This is a genomic window from Stappia sp. (assembly GCF_048261845.1).
Taxonomy (GTDB): Bacteria; Pseudomonadota; Alphaproteobacteria; order Rhizobiales; family Stappiaceae; genus Stappia.
Genome location: NZ_JBLXFR010000027.1, coordinates 25015 through 46169 on the forward strand (window position 1 = coordinate 25015; position 21155 = coordinate 46169).

The window sequence follows — 21155 nt, forward strand, 5'->3', positions numbered from 1 at the left end:
GGCGTCCTCGTCAGTGCATCTTGGGATAGGGACCGGCGCCGCGCTCGTCTATCGAGGCGCCGTTGCGGAAGCGGTCCAGCGTGAAGGGGGCGTTGAGGGGGTGCGGCTCGTCCTTCGCCATTGTCCAGGCGAAACACCAGCCGGATGCGGGCGTTGCCTTGAAGCCGCCATAGCACCAGCCGGCATTGAGATAGAGGCCGGGCAGCGGGCCGGGCGCGATGATCGGACTGCCATCCATGCTCATGTCCATGATGCCGCCCCAGTTCCGGAGCAGCCGCAGCCGCGAGACGAAGGGCAGCATGGCGGTCACCTCGGACATGACATGCTCAACCACCGGCAGGTTTCCGCGCTGCGCATAGGAATTGTACTTGTCTATGTCGCCGCCGAAGACGAGGCCGCCCTTGTCCGACTGGGAGATGTAGAGATGGCCGGCGCCGAAGGTGACGACGCCGTCGAGGATCGGCTTGACCGGCTCGGAGACGAAGGCCTGCAGCACGTGGCTTTCGATCGGCAGGCGGGTGATGCCGGCAAGCGCCAGCACCTGCGAGGTGCTGCCGGCAACCGCGACGCCCACCTTGGGTGCCCGGATCTCGCCGCGCGTGGTGGTGACGCCGACGATGCGGTCCCCCTCGCGCAGGAAGCCGGTGACCTCGCAATTCTCGACGATGTCGACGCCGCGCGCATCGGCCGCGCGGGCATAGCCCCAGGCGACCGCATCGTGGCGGGCGGTGCCGGCGCGCGGCTGCAGCAGCCCGCCGACGACGGGGAAGCGGGCGCTGCCGGACAGGTCCAGCCCCGGCACGAGCGATGCAACCTCCGACGGGCCGAGCAGTTCGGCATCGATCCCCTCCAGCCGCATGGAATTGCCGCGCCGGGCATATTCGTCCAGCTGGGCGGGCGTATGGGCAAGGTTGAGCACGCCGCGCTGGGAGAACATCACATTGTAGTTGAGGTCGAGCGACAAGCCCTCCCACAGCTTCATCGACCATTCGTAGAAACGGTTGTTGTCCGGCAGCATGTAGTTCGAGCGCACGATGGTGGTGTTGCGGCCGATATTGCCGGAACCAAGCCACCCCTTCTCCAGCACGGCGATGTTGGTCAGGCCGTGCTCCCTGGCCAGATAATAGGCGGTGGAGAGCCCGTGACCGCCGCCGCCGACGATGATGGCGTCATAGGCCGGCTTCGGCTCCGCCTTGCGCCAGGCCGGCTGCCAGTGGCGGTGGCCGGTCAAGGCGTTCTTCAGGAGCGAAAGGGCCGAATATTTCTGCACGTTGCTGATACTCCAACCGAATTTTAGCCGGGCCGGCGCCGCAAAGCCTAGCCTGCGCGATTGCCGTTCCCAAGCACGGAAAAGCGGCGCCGCCCTGTTGCGGATGCGGCCCCGCCCGCCGCGTCAGGCCACGCCCAGCCCTGCCGTCACCCTCGCCGGTTCCAGCGAGGGCGCGAATTCCGTCAGCATGCGGCGGCGGAAGATCTGCACTGCCTCGCGCTGCAGGTCGTCCGGACGGAAGAGCATGAAGTAGCCGAAGCCGGAGGCGGCACTCGTGTCCAGCGGCGCGGCCAGGCGCCCTTCGGCGATGTCGCGCGCGGCAAGCCGCCGGTCGGCAACGACGAGCCCGCCCTCGCGGGCGGCGAAGTCGAGCGCCATGTGGGCGGTGTCGAAGACGATGCCCTGTGGCAGGGTGGCGGCAATGCCGGCGGCGCGCAGAAGTTCGGTCCATGCGGTGTGGCGGCCGGCCTCGTTGCGGCAATGGATGACGGTCTCGCGGGCAAGGGCGGCGGCGATCCCCTCCTCGCGCAGGCGCGCGGCCATGTCGGGACGGCACAGAAGGGTCAGTTCCTCCATCCACAGGAGGTCCATCACCTGGTCGGTGACGCGCGGGCGGGAGAAGACGACTGCCGCATCGTGCGCCGTGCTGTCGAGGCTCTCCAGCACATAGGGCGTGTCGATCTCGATGGCGACGCCGCCCTCGGCCCGGCAGGTCTCGATGATCGGCGCGGCCATGCGGATGGCAAAGGAGGGCGGCAGGGCAAGGCGCAGCGTGCCGCCCCGGTCGATCTCGCAGATCGCGTTGAGGCCGGCCTGCAGCCGGTCGAGCGCCGGCACCACGTTGCCGATCAGGTCCTGGCCGGCCTTGGTCAGCGCCAGCGAGGAGCCGCGCCGCTCGAACAGCTGTGCGCCGACGACCTCCTCCAGGTTGAGGACGTGGCGGCTGACGGCACTCTGGGTGACGCCGAGGGTTTCGGCCGCGCGGGTGAAGCTCATCTGCCGCGCCGCCGCCTCGAAGGCACGCAGCGAGTTCAGCGGCAGACGCCTGCGGTCGATCGGATTGGTGGTCATGCGTCCGTCCCGGCCGGCCTCGCGGTTCCTTGTCGAAGGGTGCAAGGCTACGTCGGCGGGCGGCGGCTGGAAAGGGGCGTTGATCTCCATTGCGGCCGCATTTCAGGAAAAGCCGAGCGTGCGCCCGGCGAGCAGCAGCAGATCCTCGTCGGTGACCTCACGGCGGCTGGCCGCGCGCATCGGGGCGTTCTGCGCGGCCGCCATCTGCGCGGCGAGGCGTTCGGGCGGGATGCGGTTGGTATCGGCGGCGAGCGACAGGCGGATGCCGAGGCGGCGAACCAGCCCGGCAAAGGCCATCGGCAACTCGCCGTAATGGGCGCAGCCAAAGGCGCGGGCGACCTCGCTCCAGGCCTTTTCATGACCCTCCATGGACCAGCCGAGCGATGCGGACATGCCGATGGCAACGGCGCGGCCGTGATGGATCGGCACGAGGCTTGCCAAAGCGTGGGCGATGTTGTGGGCCATGCCCGTGCCGGCATTGTCGATGCCGACGCCCGCCCAGGTGGCCGCGAGCAGCATGGCGCCGCGGGCCTCCAGATCGTCCGGCTCGGCAACCGCGCGGTCGATATGGGTGACGGCCAGGCGGATCGCCTCGTGGCAGATGCGGGAGTTCTCGGCAAAGGCGGCGCGCCCGGGCGCTGCCTCCATCGCATGGACGATGGCATCCACGCCGCAGGCGGCGGTCAGCTGCGGCGGCAGGCCCGTCGTCAGGCGCGCGTCGAGCAGGGCGACATCGGGCTTCAGCGCCGGCGCCCAGTACCAGTATTTGGTGCCGGCGGCATCGGAGATCACGGATACGGCGGTTGCCTCGGAGCCGGTGCCGGCGGTGGTCGGCACGCAGACGAGCGGCACGCGGGCAACGGGAAGCGCATTGGCCGCAAGGCGGTAGTCCTCAAGGCGTCCCTTCGCCCCGATCATGGCGGCGATCAGCTTGCCGGCATCGAGCGCCGAGCCGCCACCCAGGCACACGACCGCCTCGACGCCCTCGCTGCGCGCCTGCTCGACCGCAGCGATGATGCAGGGCTCCTTCGGGTCGCTCAGGATCGCGTCATGGGTGACGACACGATGCCCCCCCGACTTCAGCGCCTCGGCGATACGGGACGTGAGGCCCAGCGCACCGAGGCCGTTGTCGGCGACCAGCAGCACGCAGGCCCCCTCGCCGGCAAGGCCGGTGACCAGCGCGCCGAGTTCGGTGCTGCGCCCGGGACCCGACACGATGCGCGGCACCTGATTGGTGGTGAAAGACTGCATTCTCCCTCCGCGATGGTCCTGCCCCGGTCCGCACGGGCGGCGGGCGGACGCCCGTCGCAATGCTAGGGCGGGGACGGGTCCGGGCGGAAATGCAAAAAATCCATCGGCCGATGAGATTATGTCGGGAGGCGCGTCGGCGGGCGGGCCGCCGGGATACGGGCGAACCCGGGCCGGGGCAGAGCTGGCCGGCCGGCAATCCCCGTGTCGCAAACGGTGGACACTCTTCAGTATGACACCGAAACAGGGGATCATGGTTCAAGAGACCGGGATCAGGTGCTTTCAACAGGAGGATTTTGAATGACGATTTTCACCGGATCATCCGCGCGCCGCGCCGCCACCCTTGTGCTGATGGCAGGCGCCCTGCTCCTGCCGGCGATCGCAGAGGCGCAGGACAGGATGATTGGCGGCTACATGACCTATCTGGGTCCCGAGGACAGGGTCAATTCCAGGGGAGCGCGGCTCACAAGTGCCGCGGCCATCGTCAGGCAGGACCGGGCAAACTTCCACCGTTTCGGGATACGCCACGCCGAGGACGAGAACGACCGGTGGTTCGGCAACCCGGGTCACCGACAGGCGATGGAAGAGCTGATCGTCGTCTCCCCGGGCGAGGCCAGGATCATCGAGCGGCAGGACGCCCTCGTCTATGTGTCGATCTTCGCGCGCGGCGGGCAGATAACGTCCATCCGGGTCGAGATACCCGGCTGAGACGCGATGTCCGGCCCGCTCCGAACGCGGAGCGGGCCGGGGATTGTTTCGTCAGGCGAGGCCGAGGTTCGTCAGCGGCAGGGTCGCCGGGAGTTCGCCGGTGGCGGCGAGGATGGCGTTCGCCACCGCCGGGCCGATCGGCGGCGTGCCGGGCTCGCCGGCCCCGGACGGGGCTTCGGCGGAGGCGACAACCTCGACCTCGACCCGTGGCATCTCCTCGATGCGCATGGGCCGGTAGGTGTCGAAGTTCTGCTGGTCGACATGGCCGTCCGTCAGCGTGATCTCGCTGAACAGGATGGCCGCAAGGCCGTAGCCGATGCCGCCCTCCATCTGCGCCTTGACGTTGTCCGGGTTGACCGCGATGCCGCAATCGACCGCGCACCACACGTTCTCCACCTTGAAGGTGCCATCCTCGCGGCGGCTGACCTCGGCGATCTCCGCCACATAGGTGTTGAACGACTTGTGCACGGCGATGCCACGGAAACGGTCGCCATTGACAGGGCCCGACCAGCCGGCCATCTCCGCCACCTTGTTCAGCACGCCGAGCTTGCGGGCCTTGTCCTTGTCACGCGCGGCATCGCCCGACGGCTTTTCCAGATGCCTGCGGCGGAAGGCCAGCGGATCGGCACCGGCGGCACGGGCCGCCTTGTCGATCATCGCCTCGACCACATAGCCGGTCTGGGTGTGGCCGACCGAGCGCCACCACAGCACCGGCACGCCGACCTTCGGCGAGTGCAGCTCCCCCTTGAAGGCGGGAATGGCGTAGCTGGCATCCTTGACGCCCTCGACAGAGGTCTCGTCGATGCCGTCATGAACCATGAACTGCTCGAACAGCGTGCCGGTCATCAGCGATTGCTGGACAATGCGGTGATGCCAGCCGACGAGGTTGCCGTCGGCATCCAGCCCCGCACGCACCTTGTGGACGCCCATCGGCCGGTAATAGCCGGCACGGGTGTCGTCCTCCCGGGTGTAGACGAGCTTGATCGGCTGCGACTTGCCCCAGAGCTTCGCGATGGTCGCAAGCTCGACGATGTGGCGGGCGTCCGGCGAGGTGCGCCGGCCGAAGGAGCCGCCGCCATAGAGCGTGTGGATGGTGACGTTTTCCTGCGGGATGCCAAGAACGGTTGCCGCCGTTCCCTGGTCGACGGTCTGGAACTGGGACGGATACCAGAGCGTCGCCCTGTCCCCTTCCGCATGGATGGTGAGGACCATCGGCTCCATCATGCCATGGGCGAGATAGGGAAACTGGAAGGTCTCCTCCACAACCGTGGCCGCTCCCTCGAGCGCGGCAGCGACATCGCCGTCGTCGCGGAAGACCGGGCCGTCGGTCTCGGCAAGCTGGCGATACTCGGCATAAAGGGCGTCCGAGGAACGGGTCTCGGCGCCGGTCTCGTCCCACTCGATCTGCAGAAGATCGCGGGCCTTGATCGCCGGCCATGTGGAGGTGGCAAGCACGGCGACGCCGTGACCCGGCACGTCGATGACGTCGACGACACCCTTCACCGCCTTTGCCGCCGAAGCGTCGAAGGATTTCACCTTCGCCCCGAAGGCGAGCGGACGGGTGAGCACCGCGACCAGCATGTTCTCGCGCTGGACATCCATGCCATAGGTGCGCGGCGCACCGACCGTCTTGTTCGGCACATCGAGGCGCGGGAAGGACTTGCCGATATAAACCCACTGGTCCGGCGTCTTGAGCGTCACCTCGGCCGGAACCTCCAGCTTCGCCGCCGCTTCGGCGAACTCACCAAAGCCGGCGGACTTGCCGGAGGGATGCGAGATGCGGCCATCGGACACGGTGATCCCGGCGGCCGGCACGCCCCAGGCCTCGGCTGCCGCCGCGACCAGCATGGCGCGCGCCGTGGCACCGGCCTTGCGATACTGCTCGAAGGAATTGGCGATCGCGGTGGAGCCGCCGGTGCCCTGCAAGCCGAAGGCGAGGTTCTTGTAGTGCTCGTTGTCGGCGGGCGCGAATTCGGCCCGCATCTGCCCGTGCGCCGCGTCGAGCTCCTCGGCGACCAGCGTCGCAAGGCCGGTGGCGTTGCCCTGGCCCATGTCGAGATGCTTGTTGAGCACCGTGACGATGCCGTCGGCCGAGATGCGCACGAAGGGGGTGAACATGTCGTCGCCCGCTCCGGCCGCGGCCCGGGCGGGGGAGGACGGCAGGTGCGGGGCGATGACGAGGCCGGCCGCGGCAACCGCCGACATTTTCAGGAAGGACCGGCGCGTCGGACGCACCGCCTGCTGGTGAAGTCTCTGCATCATGTGAAGCATGCGCTCAGCCCTCCATCGTCTCGGCGGCGCGATGGATCGCGGCGCGAATGCGGGTGTAGGTGGCGCAGCGACAGACATTGCCGCTCATCGCCATGTCGATGTCCTCGTCGCTCGGCTTCGGCGTCTCGGCGAGAAGCGCGGTCGCGGCGAGGATCTGGCCGGACTGGCAGTAGCCGCATTGCGGCACGTCGAGATCGCGCCAGGCGGCCTGCACGGCCTTTGCCGCCTTGCCGTCGACGCCCTCGATGGTGACGATCGCCATGCCCTCGACATCGGAGGCCATGGTCTGGCAGGAGCGTATCGGCGTGCCGTCCAGATGCACGGTGCAGGCACCGCAGGCCGCAATGCCGCAACCGAACTTCGTGCCGGTCATCTGCAATTCGTCCCGCAGGACCCAGAGCAGCGGGGTATCGGGATCGACATCGATCTCGCGGTCCTCGCCATTGATGTTCAGACGAACCATCCGTCCCTCCTGAAAAAACGGGGTGCAAAACCTTGCGTGGCGACCCGTCAGGACGCCGCGTCTTCCGGAGAGGGCAAGACGCGGGCGGTCTTGAAAGATTGCCACGACGCCTTAGGTGGGGCAGGCTCAGACAATCGTCCAATTGATTTTGGATATCCGGGAAAATTGATCCGATGAATATATCGTCCGTCGACCTGAACCTGCTGGTGGCCCTCGATGCGTTGATGAGCGAGCGCAACGTCACGCGCGCCGCGCGCCGCATCGGCCTTTCGCAACCGGCCATGTCCAACGCCCTGTCGCGGCTGCGCGCCCTGTTCGACGACGAGCTTTTCGTGCGCTCGGGACGCGGCATGGAGCCGACGGCGCGGGCCCAGTCGCTGGCCGTCCCGGTTTCCGAGGCGCTGCGGCGGATCGAGGAGACGCTTGCCCCGGCGCTGGCCTTCGACCCGGCCAATCTCGACCGCGAAATGCGCATCGCGATGACCGACAATTCCATGGCGGTGCTGCTGGAGGCGCTGATCGGGCGCTTCCGCCAGGCGGCGCCGAAGCTCGACCTGCATATCAAGAACGCCCGCGCGGCCGGCATGACGCCGATGCTCGACGACGGCGAGATCGACATGGCGATCGGGGTGGCCGGCGAACTGGAAGCGCGGCACCGGGCGCTGCCGCTTTACTCCGACCGCATCGTGGGAATCGCGAAACGCGGCCGTTTCGGCCCCGCCGGCCCGAGCCTTGAGAACTTCGTCGCCGCCGAGCACGTCCTGGTCACCCCGCGCAGCGGACCGGAAGGCGTGGTCGACCGGGAACTGGCCAACCTGGGCCTGACCCGCCGGGTGTTCCTGACATTGCCGCAATTCATCATGGCGCCCTATGCGGTGGCCAAGGCCGACCTCGTCGCCTGCCTGCCGGCGCGCATCGCGCTGGCCAAGGCGCAGGTGCTCGACCTGGAAATCTTCGACCCGCCGGTCGAGGTGCCGGATTTCACCGTGTCGCTGATCTGGCACGGGCGCGACGATGCGGAACCCGCCCATCGCTGGCTACGCGAGACGGTGGGCGACGTGGTGCGCGAGGTGACGGAACTCGGCGATGCCGGCCAGTGGTCGATCTGCAAAGCCACGACGGACGGCGGCGATGGCGCGCCGGAGCCGTTGCCGGAGCCGACACCGCCGGTCCCGACGCAGAAACGGCGCGCACCCGTCCCCGCCGGGGAATGACAGGACGGCGGAAGGCGGAAAGAAGTCCAAAACCGTCAACGGGCGTTGATATCGGCACCTTCAGGTGAACACCCTGCATACACTCAAGAAAATATTCCACAACATATAATTTAAAATAAATTATATGTTGTGGCATATATATCGAAACAGTCTTCTTGACTATAAAATATGCCCAAGCATATTATTAACATAAAATATATGCGAGAATATATAATGACTAGGAATCCAGAGATCATTGAGGCAATCAAGAATGCCCGCAAAATCAAAGGCCTAAGCCAAACCAGTTTTGGTCAACTTATTGGCGTGCCGCAAAGTCATATCTCCAAAATCGAAAAGGGCGGAGTGGATATCAAGCTCTCCAGCTTGATACAGATCGCTCGTGCTCTTGATCTGGAGGTCAAGCTGGTTCCCAAAAGGGCCCTTCCGGCCGTCGAGAGCATTGTTGCAGGATTTCCGCGAGACCGTACTGCGCCCGCCTTGAGTAATATTCGCAATACGCAGAAGGCGCTCGATCACATCCGCGGTGCCGCTGACGTACCCGACAATTTCATCGCGGTATGTGAGCAAGTTGACCGCGCCTTGAAGGGGCTGCAGGCGCTCAACTACGATACCGACGCCTATGTTCGCCTGGAAAAAGCCACCTCGCCCATTTGGAAAATAACCCTTCCATCAAAGCAGCCAAATCCACCCAAAGGCCTCAATGACAACTCTTCCGAGACAGCCAAACTGATCAGAGGGCTGGAGCATATCGCCAAAAACTTACGGGAACTCCGCAACAGCTTGGTTCACCGCCATGAACAGGCCGACTTTCTGGAGCGTCCGGCCTATTCGCTGGAGGATGACGATGAGTGATATATCCGCACTCAACATCCTTCTTCACGGCAATAAGATCGGCACGCTAAACCTGTTGCCGGGAGACCGTTCGATCTTCTCATTCGACGAGGCTTATATCGCCGACAAAAAGCGCGACACGTTGAGCCTGTCTTTCAAAAATCCTCTTGGGGAACTGCTGGCCAGGTTCGGCTCGACGGGTCCCAACCTTCTCCCGTTCTTCTCGAACTTGCTGCCGGAAGGCACCCTTCGTGACTATCTGGCGCAGCAAGCGGGTGTGAAATCTGCCAGAGAGCTTTATCTCCTGTGGGCACTCGGCCAGGATTTACCTGGCGCAGTCACCGTGATGCCCGATGGCTGGGAGGGGCTACCAGATGATGGCGACGAGACAACGCCCGAGGAGAAAGAAGCGCGCAAAAAACACGCTCTCCGGTTCTCTCTGGCAGGCATTCAACTGAAGTTTTCAGCCCTGCGGAATTCAGCCAAGAATGGTGGCTTGACGATACCCGCCAAAGGTATCGGCGGAGAGTGGATCGTGAAGCTCCCCTCAGAGAGGTTCGAAAGCGTTCCCGAGAACGAATTCTCGTTCATGACCATCGCAAAGCAGATCGGAATCGATGTCCCGGAAATCGAGCTGGTCGATCTCAAAAGCATCGACGGTCTGCCTGACGGGCTTGGAAGATTGCGGGGAGAGAAAGCCTTCGCCATCAGGCGCTTTGACCGAAGCGATGATGGCCCCGTGCATGTCGAGGACTTCGCGCAGGTTTTCGGGCGCCATCCGCATCAGAAATACGAAAGGGCGAGTTACAGGAACATCGCAACCGTGCTGGGCATCGAAACCACCCAGGAAGATGTCGCGGAATTTATCCGGCGCCTGGTGTATTCGACGCTCATTGGCAATGACGACATGCACCTGAAAAACTGGGCGCTGATCTATTATGACCGGAAAACGCCGAGTATCGCACCAGCCTATGATTTGCTTGCAACGATCCCATATCTCCCGAGCAGAACAGCGGCGCTGAAATATGCCACCACAAACGCGATGGCAGAATTCACGCTGAAAGAGCTTGCCGTATTGGCATCACGGGCCAAGCTGCCCGAAAAGCTTGTCCTCGACACTGCCAAGGAAACGGTTGCTGCGTTTCAGGCGGTCTGGTCACAGGAGAAAACGAACCTGGCCTTGAGCGAAGACGTGATCACGGCCGTCGACGCCCATCTTGTGACGCTGCCCCTGCCGTTGGAGTGCTGAGGTCCCGGCAACTGGTCTGGCGAGTGTCCAGGACCAAAAACCATTGATCGCATTGAGTTGGAGGCATTGCCGGGGACGCTTGCCTTGGCTGCCGGATTGAAGTGTCCCGGGACATCCCGTCAATGCTAGGTCCGCGCGTCGACGGGGCCGTCCTCGGTGAGTTCGATGCCGGTCAGCCGCCGGTCGAGATGGCGGGCGCGCCAGGCCAGCATCTTTTCCGCATAGTGCAGGCGCAGCGAGGCATAGGCCGGGTCGTCGGCGACGTTGCGGGTCTCGTGCGGATCGGCGGCAAGGTCGAAAAGCAGCGGCGGCAGGCCGGCGAAATGGACGTATTTCACGTCCGCGTCGCGGATGACGCTCATCGAACAGGCGTCGAGCGGCAGGCCGAACCGGTCCTGCGCCTCCTTCGTCGCGACCTCGCGGAAATCGAACTCCCAATGGGCGGCGTCGCGCCAGTCGGCCGGCGTCTCGCCATCAAGGAAGGGGGTGAGCGCCGCACCGTCGAGCCAGCCGGGGCCCGCCGTCCCGATGGCGTCGAGCACGGTGGGCATGACGTCGACGGATTCGGTGAAGGCCTCGACCTTGCGCCCGTGCGCCTGCGGCTTGCGCGGATCGCGGACGATCAGCGGGATGTGATAGGCCTGGTCGTAGAAGCCGAGCTTGGAGAAGAGCTGGTGGTCGCCCATCATCTCGCCGTGGTCGGCGGTGAGCACGATCAGCGTGTTCTCCCACTGGCCGCGCGCCTTCAGCCCCTCGATGATGCGGCCGATCTGGGCGTCGACCTCCGACACCATGCCCCAATAGGTGGCGCGAATGCGGCGGCGGGTCGCCTCGTCCCAGTCGCGCGCCTTGCCCCTGGCGCCCCAGACGAAATCCGCCTTGTCCTGGGCATCGATCGCATAGTCCAGGAAGGGATGCAGGCGGGCGGCCTCTTCCGGAGAGGCGGCGCCGAGGAAGTCCGGCCCCTCGTCCGGGTCGTACATGGAGGCGTAGGGCTCCGGCACGATGAAGGGCGGGTGCGGGCGGATGAAGCTCAGATGCGCGAACCAGGGCCGGCCGCCGGCCTTGGCGCTTGCGCGCGGGGCGGTCTCGACCTCGCCGAGCCAGCGCAGGAACTCTTCGACGAGGAAGGCGGTCTCGGTCTCCTCCGCCCCGTAACGGGCGGGCTTGCACGACGGCGGATCGGCCGGGCCCTCCGAGGGCAGCCACATGTCGCGCGGCGGGTCGGGCAGGTCATGGCCGCGCGCGGCGAGCCAGGAGAGCCACGGCCCGTGATCCTCGGGCACGCGCACCCGCACGCTCATGCCCGGCAGGATGCCCTCATAGGTGCGCAGCCAGGGATCGTCGCCGGAGACTGTGCGCGGGTCGACCGCCTGGTCGGTGTAGCCGAACAGCGTCGGATCGTAGCCGGCGCGGCGGGCGGCGAGCGCGATCGTGTCGTGGCGGGCATCGAGCGGCGTGCCGTTGCGCACCACCCGGTTGGTCATCTGGTAGAGGCCGGTATAGAGGCAGGCCCGCGCCGGGGCGCAGGGCGCCGCCTGGCAGTAATGGCGGGAGAAATACACCGCCTCGCGGGCCAGCGCGTCGATGTTCGGCGTCCTGACGAGCGGATGGCCGGCAAGGCCGAGACAGTCGCCGCGCCACTGGTCGGCGGTGATGAGGAGAACGTTGAGCATGGCGGACGGGACCTGATGAACGGCGGGAGGAAAAACGGGACAGCCGGGCGAACGATCGCAAGAATACTCGCCGGATTGTAGACAAAAAGGGAAACAGTGCGTCGACCGAAGGTTTGCTGAAAGCCTCCCCTGCGCGCATTATGTTGGTAGCGGATGACAGACGCGAGACGCAAGCCCGGCATGATCGCCGGCCCCGTCCGCAACACGGCCCGCGAAGGGCCGAGAGGGAGACCCGCCATGACCTGGATGCCAGATCTCGACCCCGCCCCCGGCGATGCCGGCGCCTGCGACCTCATCGAAACGGTGATCGTGCCCCGGGCGCGCGACCTTGGCGGTTTCGAGGTGCGCCGCGCCCTGCCCTCGGCCAAGCGGCAGATGGTGGGGCCCTTCATCTTTTTCGACCAGATGGGCCCGGCCGAATTCCTGCATGAAGGCGGCATCGACGTGCGCCCGCATCCCCATATCGGGCTGGCCACCGTCACCTATCTGTTCGACGGCGAGATCCACCACCGCGACAGCCTCGGCTCGGATCTTGCGATCCGCCCTGGCGAGCTGAACTGGATGACCGCCGGGCGCGGCATCGTCCATTCCGAGCGCGAGGACCCGGAAGTGAAGGGACACAAGCGCAAGCTGTTCGGCATCCAGAGCTGGGTCGCCTTGCCGAAACACGCCGAGGAAAACGCGCCCGCCTTCGCGCATGTCGGCCGCGAAGGGCTGCCGGTGCTCGAAGATCACGGCGTCAACGTGCGGGTCATCGCCGGCGAGATGTTCGGCGCGCGTTCGCCCGTGGAGACGGCGTCCGAGACGATCTATGCGGACGTGTCGCTGGAGCCGGGCCGCGCGATGCCGGTGGATGCGAGCCACGAGGACCGCGCCATCTACACGGTCGGCGGCACGGTGGAGATCGCCGGCGAAAGCTTCGAGGCCGGACAGTTGCTGGTGTTCAAGCCGGGCGACAACATCACCGTCAAGGCGGTGGGCGAGATCCCGGCGCGCTTTCTCGTGCTTGGCGGCGAGCCGATGGACGGGCCGAGGCATATCTGGTGGAACTTCGTTTCCTCCTCCAAGGAGCGGATCGAGCAGGCCAAGGACGACTGGAAGCGCATGCGCTTCGACACGGTGCCGGGCGACGCGGAGGAGTTCATTCCGCTGCCGGAGCGCTGAGCCCCTGACCCGTTGTCGCGGGGGGCTCGCCGGGGGCCTCGTCGGGCGTGCTGAAGATGATGTCGCCGGAGACCGGGGCGCGCAACGTGTCGCCCCCGACCGGCCGGTTGCGGCGGCGCCGGGACGCCCCCTCCTCCTCCCAGGCGAAGGGCGCGAAAAGCTCCGCCGGTGCGACCAGATCGACGACGGGGAAATCGACGATCACGTTGAGGCGGACGACATCCGCCGCGTCACCCGTCAGCTGCGGGTCTTCCGGCACGACCCGCGAGACCATGCCGTACTGGACGACCTCCGCCGGCCTGTTGTCCTCGATCGCGCTGCGGATCTCGCCCGGCCACGGCCAGCCGTAGCGCTCGCCAACGGCATCGAGGACGCGCAGGAGTGCGGCACGGGCGGCTGGCGCGCTGCGCGGATTGTCGCCGTTGAGCTTGATCCGCACGGTGTTGAGCGCGGCCTCGCCCTGACCGCGCAGGTTGACGAAAAGCGAGGAGCGTCGGCCGTCCTCCGCCGTACGGCCGATGGTGACGAGATCGCTGGCGCAGTACCAGAAGCCGGCGACGAACGGATCGGGCTTCCAGTCGGCCATCGGCACTCCGAGCCGGTCGATCGACGCGCAGAGATCGCGTGGATGTCCGCCGAAGACCCGCTTGAAGGTGGCCGGCCGGTCGAGGTCGTCGACCAGCAGCCGGCTCACGGCATCCTCTCCAAGGCCGGCGAGCGGATCCGCCGGCAGCGTGGCCTCTGGCGGAACGGTTTCGACGGGTGGTTGCGGCGCGGAGATCGTCCAGGCCAGCGCAGCGGCGAGAGCAACGGCAAGCCCCGCCCACGCCAGAGCCGACAGCCGGCGGCGCGTGCGGCGGCGGTTGAGGACGGCAAGCGCAAGGGCCCCGGGGCCGGACGCGGCGGCAGGCCCGGATGCGCCCGCGCGCGGTGCCGCATTGTTTTGCCCTGGTGACGCTGCGTCTTTCGCCATCACTGCTCCCGGAAGCCGGTGAAAGACCGAAAACTCACTGGAATCCGTCTCTTATACGCTGGAAACCGGGGCCCTGCTGGGGCACGATGACTGCAAAGGCCGGTTGTCCGGTCAGTCCTATCACGGGAGGCCACATGCTGGAGGCGCTTTTTCGGCGCGTCGAGGACAAGCGGGCAGATGTCGTCGAGTTCACTCGGGACCTGATCCGCATCCCCACGGTCAATCCACCGGGTGAAGCATACACGCCCTGCGCCGAACTGATCGGCAACCGGCTCGCGCGGCGCGGCTTCCATGTGCGCTACCTGCGCGGCGAGGACACGCCGGGCGACAGCGCCCGCTACCCCCGCACCAATGTGGTGGCCCGCATCGAGGGCAGACGGCCAGGTCCTTGCGTCCATTTCAACTCGCATATCGACGTGGTCGAGGCCGGACAAGGCTGGACGGTCGATCCCTTCGGCGGCGAGGTGAAGGACGGCAAGGTCTTCGGGCGCGGCGCCTGCGACATGAAGGGCGGGCTCGCCGCCTCGGTCATCGCGGTCGAGGCCCTGATCGAAGCCTTTCCGGACTTTCCCGGCGCAATCGAGATTTCCGGCACGGTGGACGAGGAGTCCGGCGGCTTCGGCGGTGTCGCCTATCTGGCGAGCCTTGGCCTCTTCTCCAAGCCGCGCGTCGACCACGTGATCATTCCCGAACCGCTCAACAAGGACCGCATCTGTCTCGGCCATCGCGGCGTGTGGTGGGCGGAGATCGAGACCAAGGGCTCCATCGCGCATGGCTCGATGCCGTTCCTGGGCGACTGTGCCGTCCGCCACATGGGCGCCGTTCTCGACCGGTTCGAGAGCGAGCTCTATCCAAAGCTTGCCGCCAAGCACACGGACATGCCGGTGGTGCCGGAGGGCGCGCGCTCCTCGACGCTGAACATCAACTCCGTCCATGGCGGCCAGCCGGAAGGGTTCGACGGCTTGCCCTCGCCTTGCGTGCCCGACAGCTGCCGCATGGTCATCGACCGGCGTTACCTGATCGAGGAGGATCTTGCGGAGGTGAAGGAAGAGGTGATGTCGATCCTCGACCACCTTGCCAGCACGCGGCCGAACTTCGATTACCGCATCCGCGACCTGATGGAAGTCATCCCGACGATGACCGACCGGGACGCGCCGGTGGTGCGCGCCGTCGCCGACGGCATCCGCGATGTCCTGTCGAAAAGTCCGGACTATGTGATCTCGCCGGGCACCTACGACCAGAAGCACATTGCCCGGATCGGCCACCTGCACGACTGCATCGCCTATGGTCCCGGCATTCTCGACATGGCGCACCGGCCGGACGAGTTCGTCGGCATCGACGACATGGTCGACAGCGCCAAGGTCATGGCACAGGCGACAATGGCGCTGCTCACCGGGACGCGTTAGGCTGCGGCGCAGACGCTGCCAAATGGAGGCAATGGCATGAACGAACGTTTCGACCGGCGCATGGTGCTGGGCACCGCCCTGGCGGCGGTGCTCGCGGGGGCAACCCTCACCCTGACGACGCCCGCGCAGGCGCAACTGGTGCGTACCGACGTCAATATCGGCGTCCGGCTGGAGCCGCCGCATCTCGACCCGACGGGCGGTGCTGCAGCAGCGATCGACGAGATCACCTATGCCAACATCTTCGAGGGGCTGACGCGGATCGACCGGAACGGCGAAGTTGGTCCCTGGCTGGCGGAGAGCTGGGAGGTCTCGGAGGACGGGCTCACCTACACGTTCCGCTTGCGATCCGGCGTCACGTTCCATGACGGTACGGCGTTCGATTCAGCGGATGCCAAATTCGCCCTCGACCGCGCCCGCGGCGAGTTCAGCACCAACGCGCAGAAGCAGCTCTTTGCCGGCATCGACACGGTCGAGGCCGTCGACCCGACCACGCTCAAGGTGACGCTGACCAAGCCGAACGGCGCCTTCCTGTTCAACCTGGGCTGGGGCGATGCGGCGATGGTGGCCGAGGAAACGGCCGTTTCCAACACCTCCAAGCCGATCGGCACCGGTCCGTTCAAGTTCGTCCAGTGGGTACAGGGCGACCGTATCGAACTGTCCAAGAACGCCGAATACTGGGGCGAGCCGGCGACGCTCGACAAGGCGACCTTCAAGATCATCGGCGATCCGGCGGCCGAGCTCGCCGCGCTGATGGCCGGCGACATCGACGCCTTCCCGAATTTCCAGTCGACCGAGAACCTGCCGATGATCGCGGCGGATCCGCGCTTCACCGTGGCGGTGGGCTCGACCGAGGGCGAGACGATCCTCGCCATGAACAACAAGAAGGGCCCGCTCGCCGACAAGCGGGTGCGCCAGGCGATCTCGCATGCCGTCGACCGGCAGGCGATCATCGACGGGGCGATGTTCGGCAACGGCACGCCGATCGGCACCCATTTCGCCCCGCATCACCCGGCCTATGTGGACCTGACCGGGACCTATCCGCTCGACCTCGACAAGGCGAAGGCACTGCTGGCCGAGGCCGGCTATCCGGACGGTTTCAAGGCGACGATCAAGCTGCCGCCGCCGACCTATGCGCGGCGCGGCGGCGAGCTGATCGCTTCGGACCTGAAGAAGATCGGCGTCGAGCTGGAGATCGTGCCGCTGGAATGGGCGCAGTGGCTCTCGGAAGTCTTCAAGGGCAAGGATTTCGACTTCACCATCGTCTCCCATACCGAGCCGATGGACATCAACATCTACGGCCGCAAGGACTATTATTTCCAGTATGACAGCGCCGCCTTCGACGAGGTGATGGCCAGGCTCGACACCACCGCCGACCAGAAGGCGCGCTATGAACTCCTCGGCGAGGCGCAGCGCATCATCACCGAAGACGCGGTCAACGTGTACCTGTTCCAGCTCGCCAAGGCGGGCGTCTGGGCGTCCGGCCTGAAGGGCATGTGGGTCAACTCGCCGATCCAGGCGAACGACCTGACCGGGGTCTACTGGGAGTAGGTTCGGGAGCGACTGGGCAGGCCGGCCGCAGTCGGCGTCCGGTCATCAGTTCACAAAGCGGAACGAGGCTCCACCTGGAGCCTCGTTCTATTTCGACGAGTGCGCGTCAACGTAGGAACGCAAGACAGCCTGCATGCGGCTGATATGTCCCTTGCCCTGACGGTTGAAAAAATCGAACACATCGGCATCAAGCCGCAGATGTACAGACTTCTTGCCCTTGGGCTCGACGACTTTCGCGTTGTCCCAAAAGTTGTCAGGCAGATCGATTTGCGGAGCGTCCCTGGAAGGGGAAGAGATCTCCCCCCGTTCTTTCATCGCTCTCAATTCAGTCAGGGAAGCGGTTTTTATATTCTTTCCTGTCATCCCGACCTCCTTTCCATGAAGTTATGAGACGGACATTTCCGTTTCTCTCGGCGTGGACGACGACATAGCACTCACCATCGACCTTCCCCAAAGAAATAAAACGTTTTTCGCCATAGTCCTGGCGATTGTCTATTTTCGTTATAACTGCATTCTCAAAAATCAGAGCGGCATCGAGAATATCAATACCGCGTTCCTTTAAAATTCTCTGCCGCTTGTCTTCATCCCATTCGATTTGCAATTCATGCCCTTTCTGAAAGTCATTTTGTCAAAAATCCATCTCGTCAAAAAATGGTCACGATAAATCAATATTCGATAATATACACATTTGTGTACACAAAATCAAGTGCCATGTTTCACGAATGTCTGCCGATATTGGTGACATCGGGTTGCCGTCGCCCGCACAGTCTGTGCAAACGAAAACGGCCAGACCCATCGCATCCGGCCGAGGGTGCCATTCGTTCCCCGGTCAAACCTGGGGTGACGACGGTACATGCAGCGGCGGCTCGGGAGCGCCTTGCACGGGCGCCCCCCGGGCGGAACGCCCCTCCCCCTCAAACGAACAACAACACCGCCCCGCCGGCGACGAGGCCGGCGCGCAGGAGCGGGTTGAGCGGTGCGATGACACCGAAGGAGATCGCCGAAAGGGCCGCGGCGATCTTGGCGCCGGCGACGAGCGCCAACCCCGGTTCGGTGGCCAGCGCGATCACGTCCGGATTGGCGATCATGCCGAGCGGCACGAGATAGAGCCCGAGGCCGAGCGCCATCGCTGAAAACGCCACCTTCAGCCAGTTCTCGCCGACCATGCCGGCGGCGATGAAGACCGCGCCGCAGACCGGCGGCGTGATGGTCGACAGGAGCGCGTACCAGAAGACGAAGAGATGCGCCTGCAGCATCGGCAGGCCGAGCGCGGTGAGCGCGGGACCGGCGACCGAGATGCAGATGACATAGGCGGCGGTCGTGGGCACCTCCATGCCGAGGATCAGGCAGGCGACGGCGGTCAGCAACAGCGCCGGCCAGAGATAACCGCCCGAGCCGGAAAGGATCAGCGAGGTGATCTTGACGCCCAGCCCGGTGAGCCCCAGCACGCCGATGACGATGGAGGCACACAGGATGATCGCCGCGATGGTGGCGATCTGGCGGCCCGCGCCGGTGCAGGCCTCCTCGAGGCGCAGGACCGTGCGCCGCCAGTCGAGCGTCAGGCGGGCATCGAGGGCGAGCAGCAATGCGCCGGCGAGGATCGCCAGCGAGGCCGCGTATTGCGGCGTCACCCCAAGTCCGAACATGCCCCAGAGGAGGATGCCGAACGGCACCAGGAAGAAGGCGGAGGTGATGATGACAACGCGCGCGGCGGGCCGGTCCTCCGGCGCAAGCCCCCTCAACACATGGCGGAGCGAGAAGGCGTCGATGCCGACCCAGACGGCGAGAAAATAGAGGAAGGCCGGCAGGATCGCCGCCATCATGATGTCGGAATAGGGCGTGCCGGTGAGCTCGACCATGACGAAAGCGCCCGCCCCCATCAGGGGCGGCATGATCTGCCCGCCCGAGGAAGCGACCGCCTCGACCGCGCCGGCGAGCGCGCGCGGATAGCCGAGCCGCGTCATCGCCGGCAGGGTGATCGCCCCGGTCGAGGCGACATTGGCGGAGGCCGAGCCCGAAATCGAGCCGAAGAGCGCCGATGAGAGAACCGACACCTTGGCAGCCCCCCCGCGCAGCCGGCCGGCGGCGGCGGCGGCGACATTCATGAAGCCCTGCCCCGCCTCGCCGGCATTCAGCACCGCGCCAAAGATGACGAAGATCGCGACGACCGAGACGGAAACTTCCGTGAGCTTTCCCCAAAGGCCGCCTTCGGCGATCGTCAGCGTGCCGAACAGGCTCGCCATCGGCAGGCCCGGATGGCCGAACTCGCCGGGGATCGCCTCGCCCCACACCGCATAGGCAAGCGCCAGTCCGGCGACCAGCGGCAACGGCCAGCCGATGGCGCGGCGCGCCATTTCCAGCGTCACGAAAAGCAGCAGCAAGGCCACCGCCATCTGGAAATCGTCGGCAAGGTAGCCGTACTGGTCGCCGAGCATGTCGTGGTTCCAGGCGACCCAGAGACAGGCGGCAATGCCAAGGGCGGCGAGCGGCGGCCCGCTCCAGCGCTGGAACGGCGTTCTCGCGGCAAGGACCAGCACGAAGGGCAGAGCCAGCGCCATGTGCAGCGGCCGGCTGACGAGATTGGGCACCAGGCCGGAAAAGACCAGCCAGAGATGGAAGGCGATGGAGACGGCGCCGAGCGCCGCCCAGACCAGCCGGGCCGTGAGGGACATGGATACTGCCTTCGGGAAACCGTCGAAACCTGCGGGAAGATGGAAATGCCGCGGCCCGGATGCATTCATCCGGGCCGGGCACGTTTTGCGGGGCGGAGCCGGATCCGGTCAGCGACCGTCGCCGGCAATCCGCGCGCCCGTTACTTCTGCGCGTCCGTTACTTCTGCGCGTCGCTCAAGGCAACGCCCATTTCCGCGTAATAGCGCTGCGCGCCCGGATGGATCTTGCCCTTGATGCTGGCCAGCATGTCGGTGGAGACGCCGTTCCACCAGGGCGCGTCGGCGCCCATCTTTGCCTTCTGCTCCCAGAAGGTCTTTGCGAGCTGGTAGGCGGTGTCGTCGTCCATCTGCGTCGTCGTGTAGGCGACGACGTCAAGCGAGGTGGTCGCGACATCCGCATCCTGGCCCGCGTAGGTGCCGGCCGGAATGACGAGCTTCGTGCGCTTGGTCTCGGCGATCTGCTCGTCGGTGAGCGAGAGCAGCGTCACGCCCGTGCCGGCGGCGGCCTCGATAACGTTCGGCGCCGGCCAGGAACCGGCGGTGACGAAGCCGTCGATCTGGCCGTTCTTGAGCGCGGCGCCAGCGTTGGAGAGCTCCACGTCGGCGAGCGTCACCTTGTCCGTGAGGCCGAAGAGATCGAGATACTTGGCGCCTTCGGTGGCGCCGAAGGACCCCTTGCCGATGAGAATGGTCTTGCCTTCCATGCCGGCAAAATCGGTGACGCCGCTGTCCGCCGACATGACGAAATGCATGGTCAGCGAGGGAATCGGGAAGAGCGCGCGGATCTCGTCGAACTTCGGATTGCCCTTGCCCTCGAACATGGCCTTGCCGGCCTGCGCCAGGCCGACCAGCGAAGGCGGCGTGGTGAAGACGTAGTTGCCCGGGCGGACGGCCGCCTCCATCACGTTCTGCACCGAGCCCTGGCTCTCTTCCAGCGTGACGATGATGCCGCCATCGGTGCCGGCCTTGATGCCTTCGGCGAGCTGCACGCCCATCTGGTAATAGGAGGAGCCGGCCGAGGCGGACTTGTAGGTCACGCGGGTTTCGGCAGATGCGGCGAGCGGCACGAGGGCGGCGAGCCCGGCGATGGCGAGTTTGCTCCAGATCGTCATGTATCCTCCCAGGGGAATGTCGTTGAAATCTTCTGGTTCGGGCAGTCACCGCGACGCGCGGCAGCAAGGGCCTGCGCCCGGTCAGGGAGGGGCAGATTAATCCGACAGCGTCCGCCATGCACGGCCAAAGATCGGGGAAAATGACGAGGCTGGGGATGGGGTGGCGCGCGCGGCATTCCTGCTGGCGCCGATGGATGCCGGCCCGGTTCGCATGGCGGTCTTCGACGACACCTGCGGCAACCTGATCCAGCTCGTGGATTTCCCGAAAGCGGCGTGACCG

At 65.8% G+C, this 21155-nt stretch carries 18 protein-coding genes; 7 read left to right on the forward strand and 11 right to left on the reverse strand.

Features of this window, described 5'->3' with window-relative positions; genetic code table 11:
- Positions 1–10 precede the first annotated feature (10 nt).
- From ACN0T5_RS12535 to ACN0T5_RS12545, 3 genes are all read right to left on the reverse strand, one after another.
- Positions 11–1270 (reverse strand): sarcosine oxidase subunit beta family protein, encoded by a 1260-nt coding sequence (locus tag ACN0T5_RS12535; RefSeq protein WP_417768939.1) that lies wholly within the window; start codon positions 1268–1270, stop codon positions 11–13.
- Positions 1271–1393: 123 nt separating this feature from the next.
- Positions 1394–2341, reverse strand: a complete 948-nt coding sequence (locus tag ACN0T5_RS12540; RefSeq protein WP_417768940.1) for a LysR substrate-binding domain-containing protein — start codon at positions 2339–2341, stop codon at positions 1394–1396.
- A 102-nt stretch (positions 2342–2443) separates the two neighbouring features.
- Positions 2444–3592, reverse strand: a complete 1149-nt coding sequence (locus ACN0T5_RS12545) for an iron-containing alcohol dehydrogenase (protein WP_417768941.1) — start codon at positions 3590–3592, stop codon at positions 2444–2446.
- Positions 3593–3889: 297 nt separating this feature from the next.
- On the opposite strand from ACN0T5_RS12545, the gene ACN0T5_RS12550 reads away from it, so the two are divergent.
- A complete protein-coding gene (locus ACN0T5_RS12550; protein WP_417768942.1) occupies positions 3890–4297 on the forward strand; it encodes a hypothetical protein in 408 nt (135 codons plus the stop codon).
- Between the two features lie 51 nt (positions 4298–4348).
- On the opposite strand, the gene ACN0T5_RS12555 is transcribed toward ACN0T5_RS12550, so the two are convergent.
- Together ACN0T5_RS12555 and ACN0T5_RS12560 are read right to left on the reverse strand one after the other, a co-directional pair.
- Positions 4349–6559, reverse strand: a complete 2211-nt coding sequence (locus ACN0T5_RS12555; RefSeq protein WP_417768943.1) for a molybdopterin cofactor-binding domain-containing protein — start codon at positions 6557–6559, stop codon at positions 4349–4351.
- A 13-nt stretch (positions 6560–6572) separates the two neighbouring features.
- Positions 6573–7031 (reverse strand): (2Fe-2S)-binding protein, encoded by a 459-nt coding sequence (locus tag ACN0T5_RS12560; RefSeq protein ID WP_417768944.1) that lies wholly within the window; start codon positions 7029–7031, stop codon positions 6573–6575.
- A 173-nt stretch (positions 7032–7204) separates the two neighbouring features.
- On the opposite strand from ACN0T5_RS12560, the gene ACN0T5_RS12565 reads away from it, so the two are divergent.
- From ACN0T5_RS12565 to ACN0T5_RS12575, 3 genes are all read left to right on the forward strand, one after another.
- Complete coding sequence (locus tag ACN0T5_RS12565) at positions 7205–8245, forward strand: LysR family transcriptional regulator (RefSeq protein ID WP_417768945.1); 1041 nt, start codon at positions 7205–7207, stop codon at positions 8243–8245.
- A 213-nt stretch (positions 8246–8458) separates the two neighbouring features.
- Positions 8459–9097, forward strand: coding sequence for a helix-turn-helix domain-containing protein (locus ACN0T5_RS12570; RefSeq protein WP_417768946.1), 639 nt, complete (start codon positions 8459–8461; stop codon positions 9095–9097).
- Positions 9090–10325: a type II toxin-antitoxin system HipA family toxin gene (locus ACN0T5_RS12575; protein WP_417768947.1), complete on the forward strand. Its 1236-nt coding sequence runs from the start codon at positions 9090–9092 to the stop codon at positions 10323–10325. The genes ACN0T5_RS12570 and ACN0T5_RS12575 overlap by 8 nt, the downstream gene beginning before the upstream one ends.
- A 125-nt stretch (positions 10326–10450) precedes the next feature.
- Here ACN0T5_RS12575 and ACN0T5_RS12580 read toward each other — a convergent pair whose 3' ends face one another.
- Positions 10451–12001: an alkaline phosphatase family protein gene (locus tag ACN0T5_RS12580; RefSeq protein WP_417768948.1), complete on the reverse strand. Its 1551-nt coding sequence runs from the start codon at positions 11999–12001 to the stop codon at positions 10451–10453.
- 237 nt (positions 12002–12238) lie between these two features.
- On the opposite strand from ACN0T5_RS12580, the gene ACN0T5_RS12585 reads away from it, so the two are divergent.
- Positions 12239–13165 (forward strand): pirin family protein, encoded by a 927-nt coding sequence (locus ACN0T5_RS12585; RefSeq protein ID WP_417768949.1) that lies wholly within the window; start codon positions 12239–12241, stop codon positions 13163–13165.
- Here ACN0T5_RS12585 and ACN0T5_RS12590 read toward each other — a convergent pair.
- Entirely contained in the window at positions 13143–14138 is a 996-nt protein-coding gene (locus ACN0T5_RS12590) for a DUF6030 family protein (RefSeq protein WP_417768950.1), read from the reverse strand. The two genes, ACN0T5_RS12585 and ACN0T5_RS12590, sit on opposite strands and share 23 nt — an antisense overlap.
- Before the next feature lie 134 nt (positions 14139–14272).
- Between ACN0T5_RS12590 and ACN0T5_RS12595 the strand changes: the two genes are divergently transcribed.
- Together ACN0T5_RS12595 and ACN0T5_RS12600 are read left to right on the forward strand one after the other, a co-directional pair.
- Positions 14273–15544 carry an acetylornithine deacetylase/succinyl-diaminopimelate desuccinylase family protein gene (locus ACN0T5_RS12595; RefSeq protein ID WP_417768951.1) on the forward strand — a complete coding sequence of 424 codons (1272 nt, stop codon included), beginning with the start codon at positions 14273–14275 and terminating at the stop codon, positions 15542–15544.
- A gap of 36 nt (positions 15545–15580) precedes the next feature.
- A complete protein-coding gene (locus ACN0T5_RS12600; protein WP_417768952.1) occupies positions 15581–17092 on the forward strand; it encodes an ABC transporter substrate-binding protein in 1512 nt (503 codons plus the stop codon).
- Positions 17093–17179: 87 nt separating this feature from the next.
- Here ACN0T5_RS12600 and ACN0T5_RS12605 read toward each other — a convergent pair whose 3' ends face one another.
- The 4 genes from ACN0T5_RS12605 to ACN0T5_RS12620 form a co-directional block, all read right to left on the reverse strand.
- Positions 17180–17455, reverse strand: a complete 276-nt coding sequence (locus ACN0T5_RS12605) for a BrnA antitoxin family protein (protein ID WP_417768953.1) — start codon at positions 17453–17455, stop codon at positions 17180–17182.
- The gene (locus tag ACN0T5_RS12610; RefSeq protein WP_417768954.1) at positions 17418–17693 is read right to left on the reverse strand and encodes a BrnT family toxin; all 276 of its coding nucleotides are present in this window, start codon (positions 17691–17693) and stop codon (positions 17418–17420) included. Before ACN0T5_RS12610 ends, ACN0T5_RS12605 begins: the two co-directional genes overlap by 38 nt.
- A gap of 313 nt (positions 17694–18006) precedes the next feature.
- Positions 18007–19764: a TRAP transporter permease gene (locus ACN0T5_RS12615; RefSeq protein WP_417768955.1), complete on the reverse strand. Its 1758-nt coding sequence runs from the start codon at positions 19762–19764 to the stop codon at positions 18007–18009.
- 157 nt (positions 19765–19921) lie between these two features.
- Complete coding sequence (locus ACN0T5_RS12620) at positions 19922–20875, reverse strand: TAXI family TRAP transporter solute-binding subunit (protein WP_417768956.1); 954 nt, start codon at positions 20873–20875, stop codon at positions 19922–19924.
- Between the last annotated feature and the right edge of the window lie 280 nt (positions 20876–21155).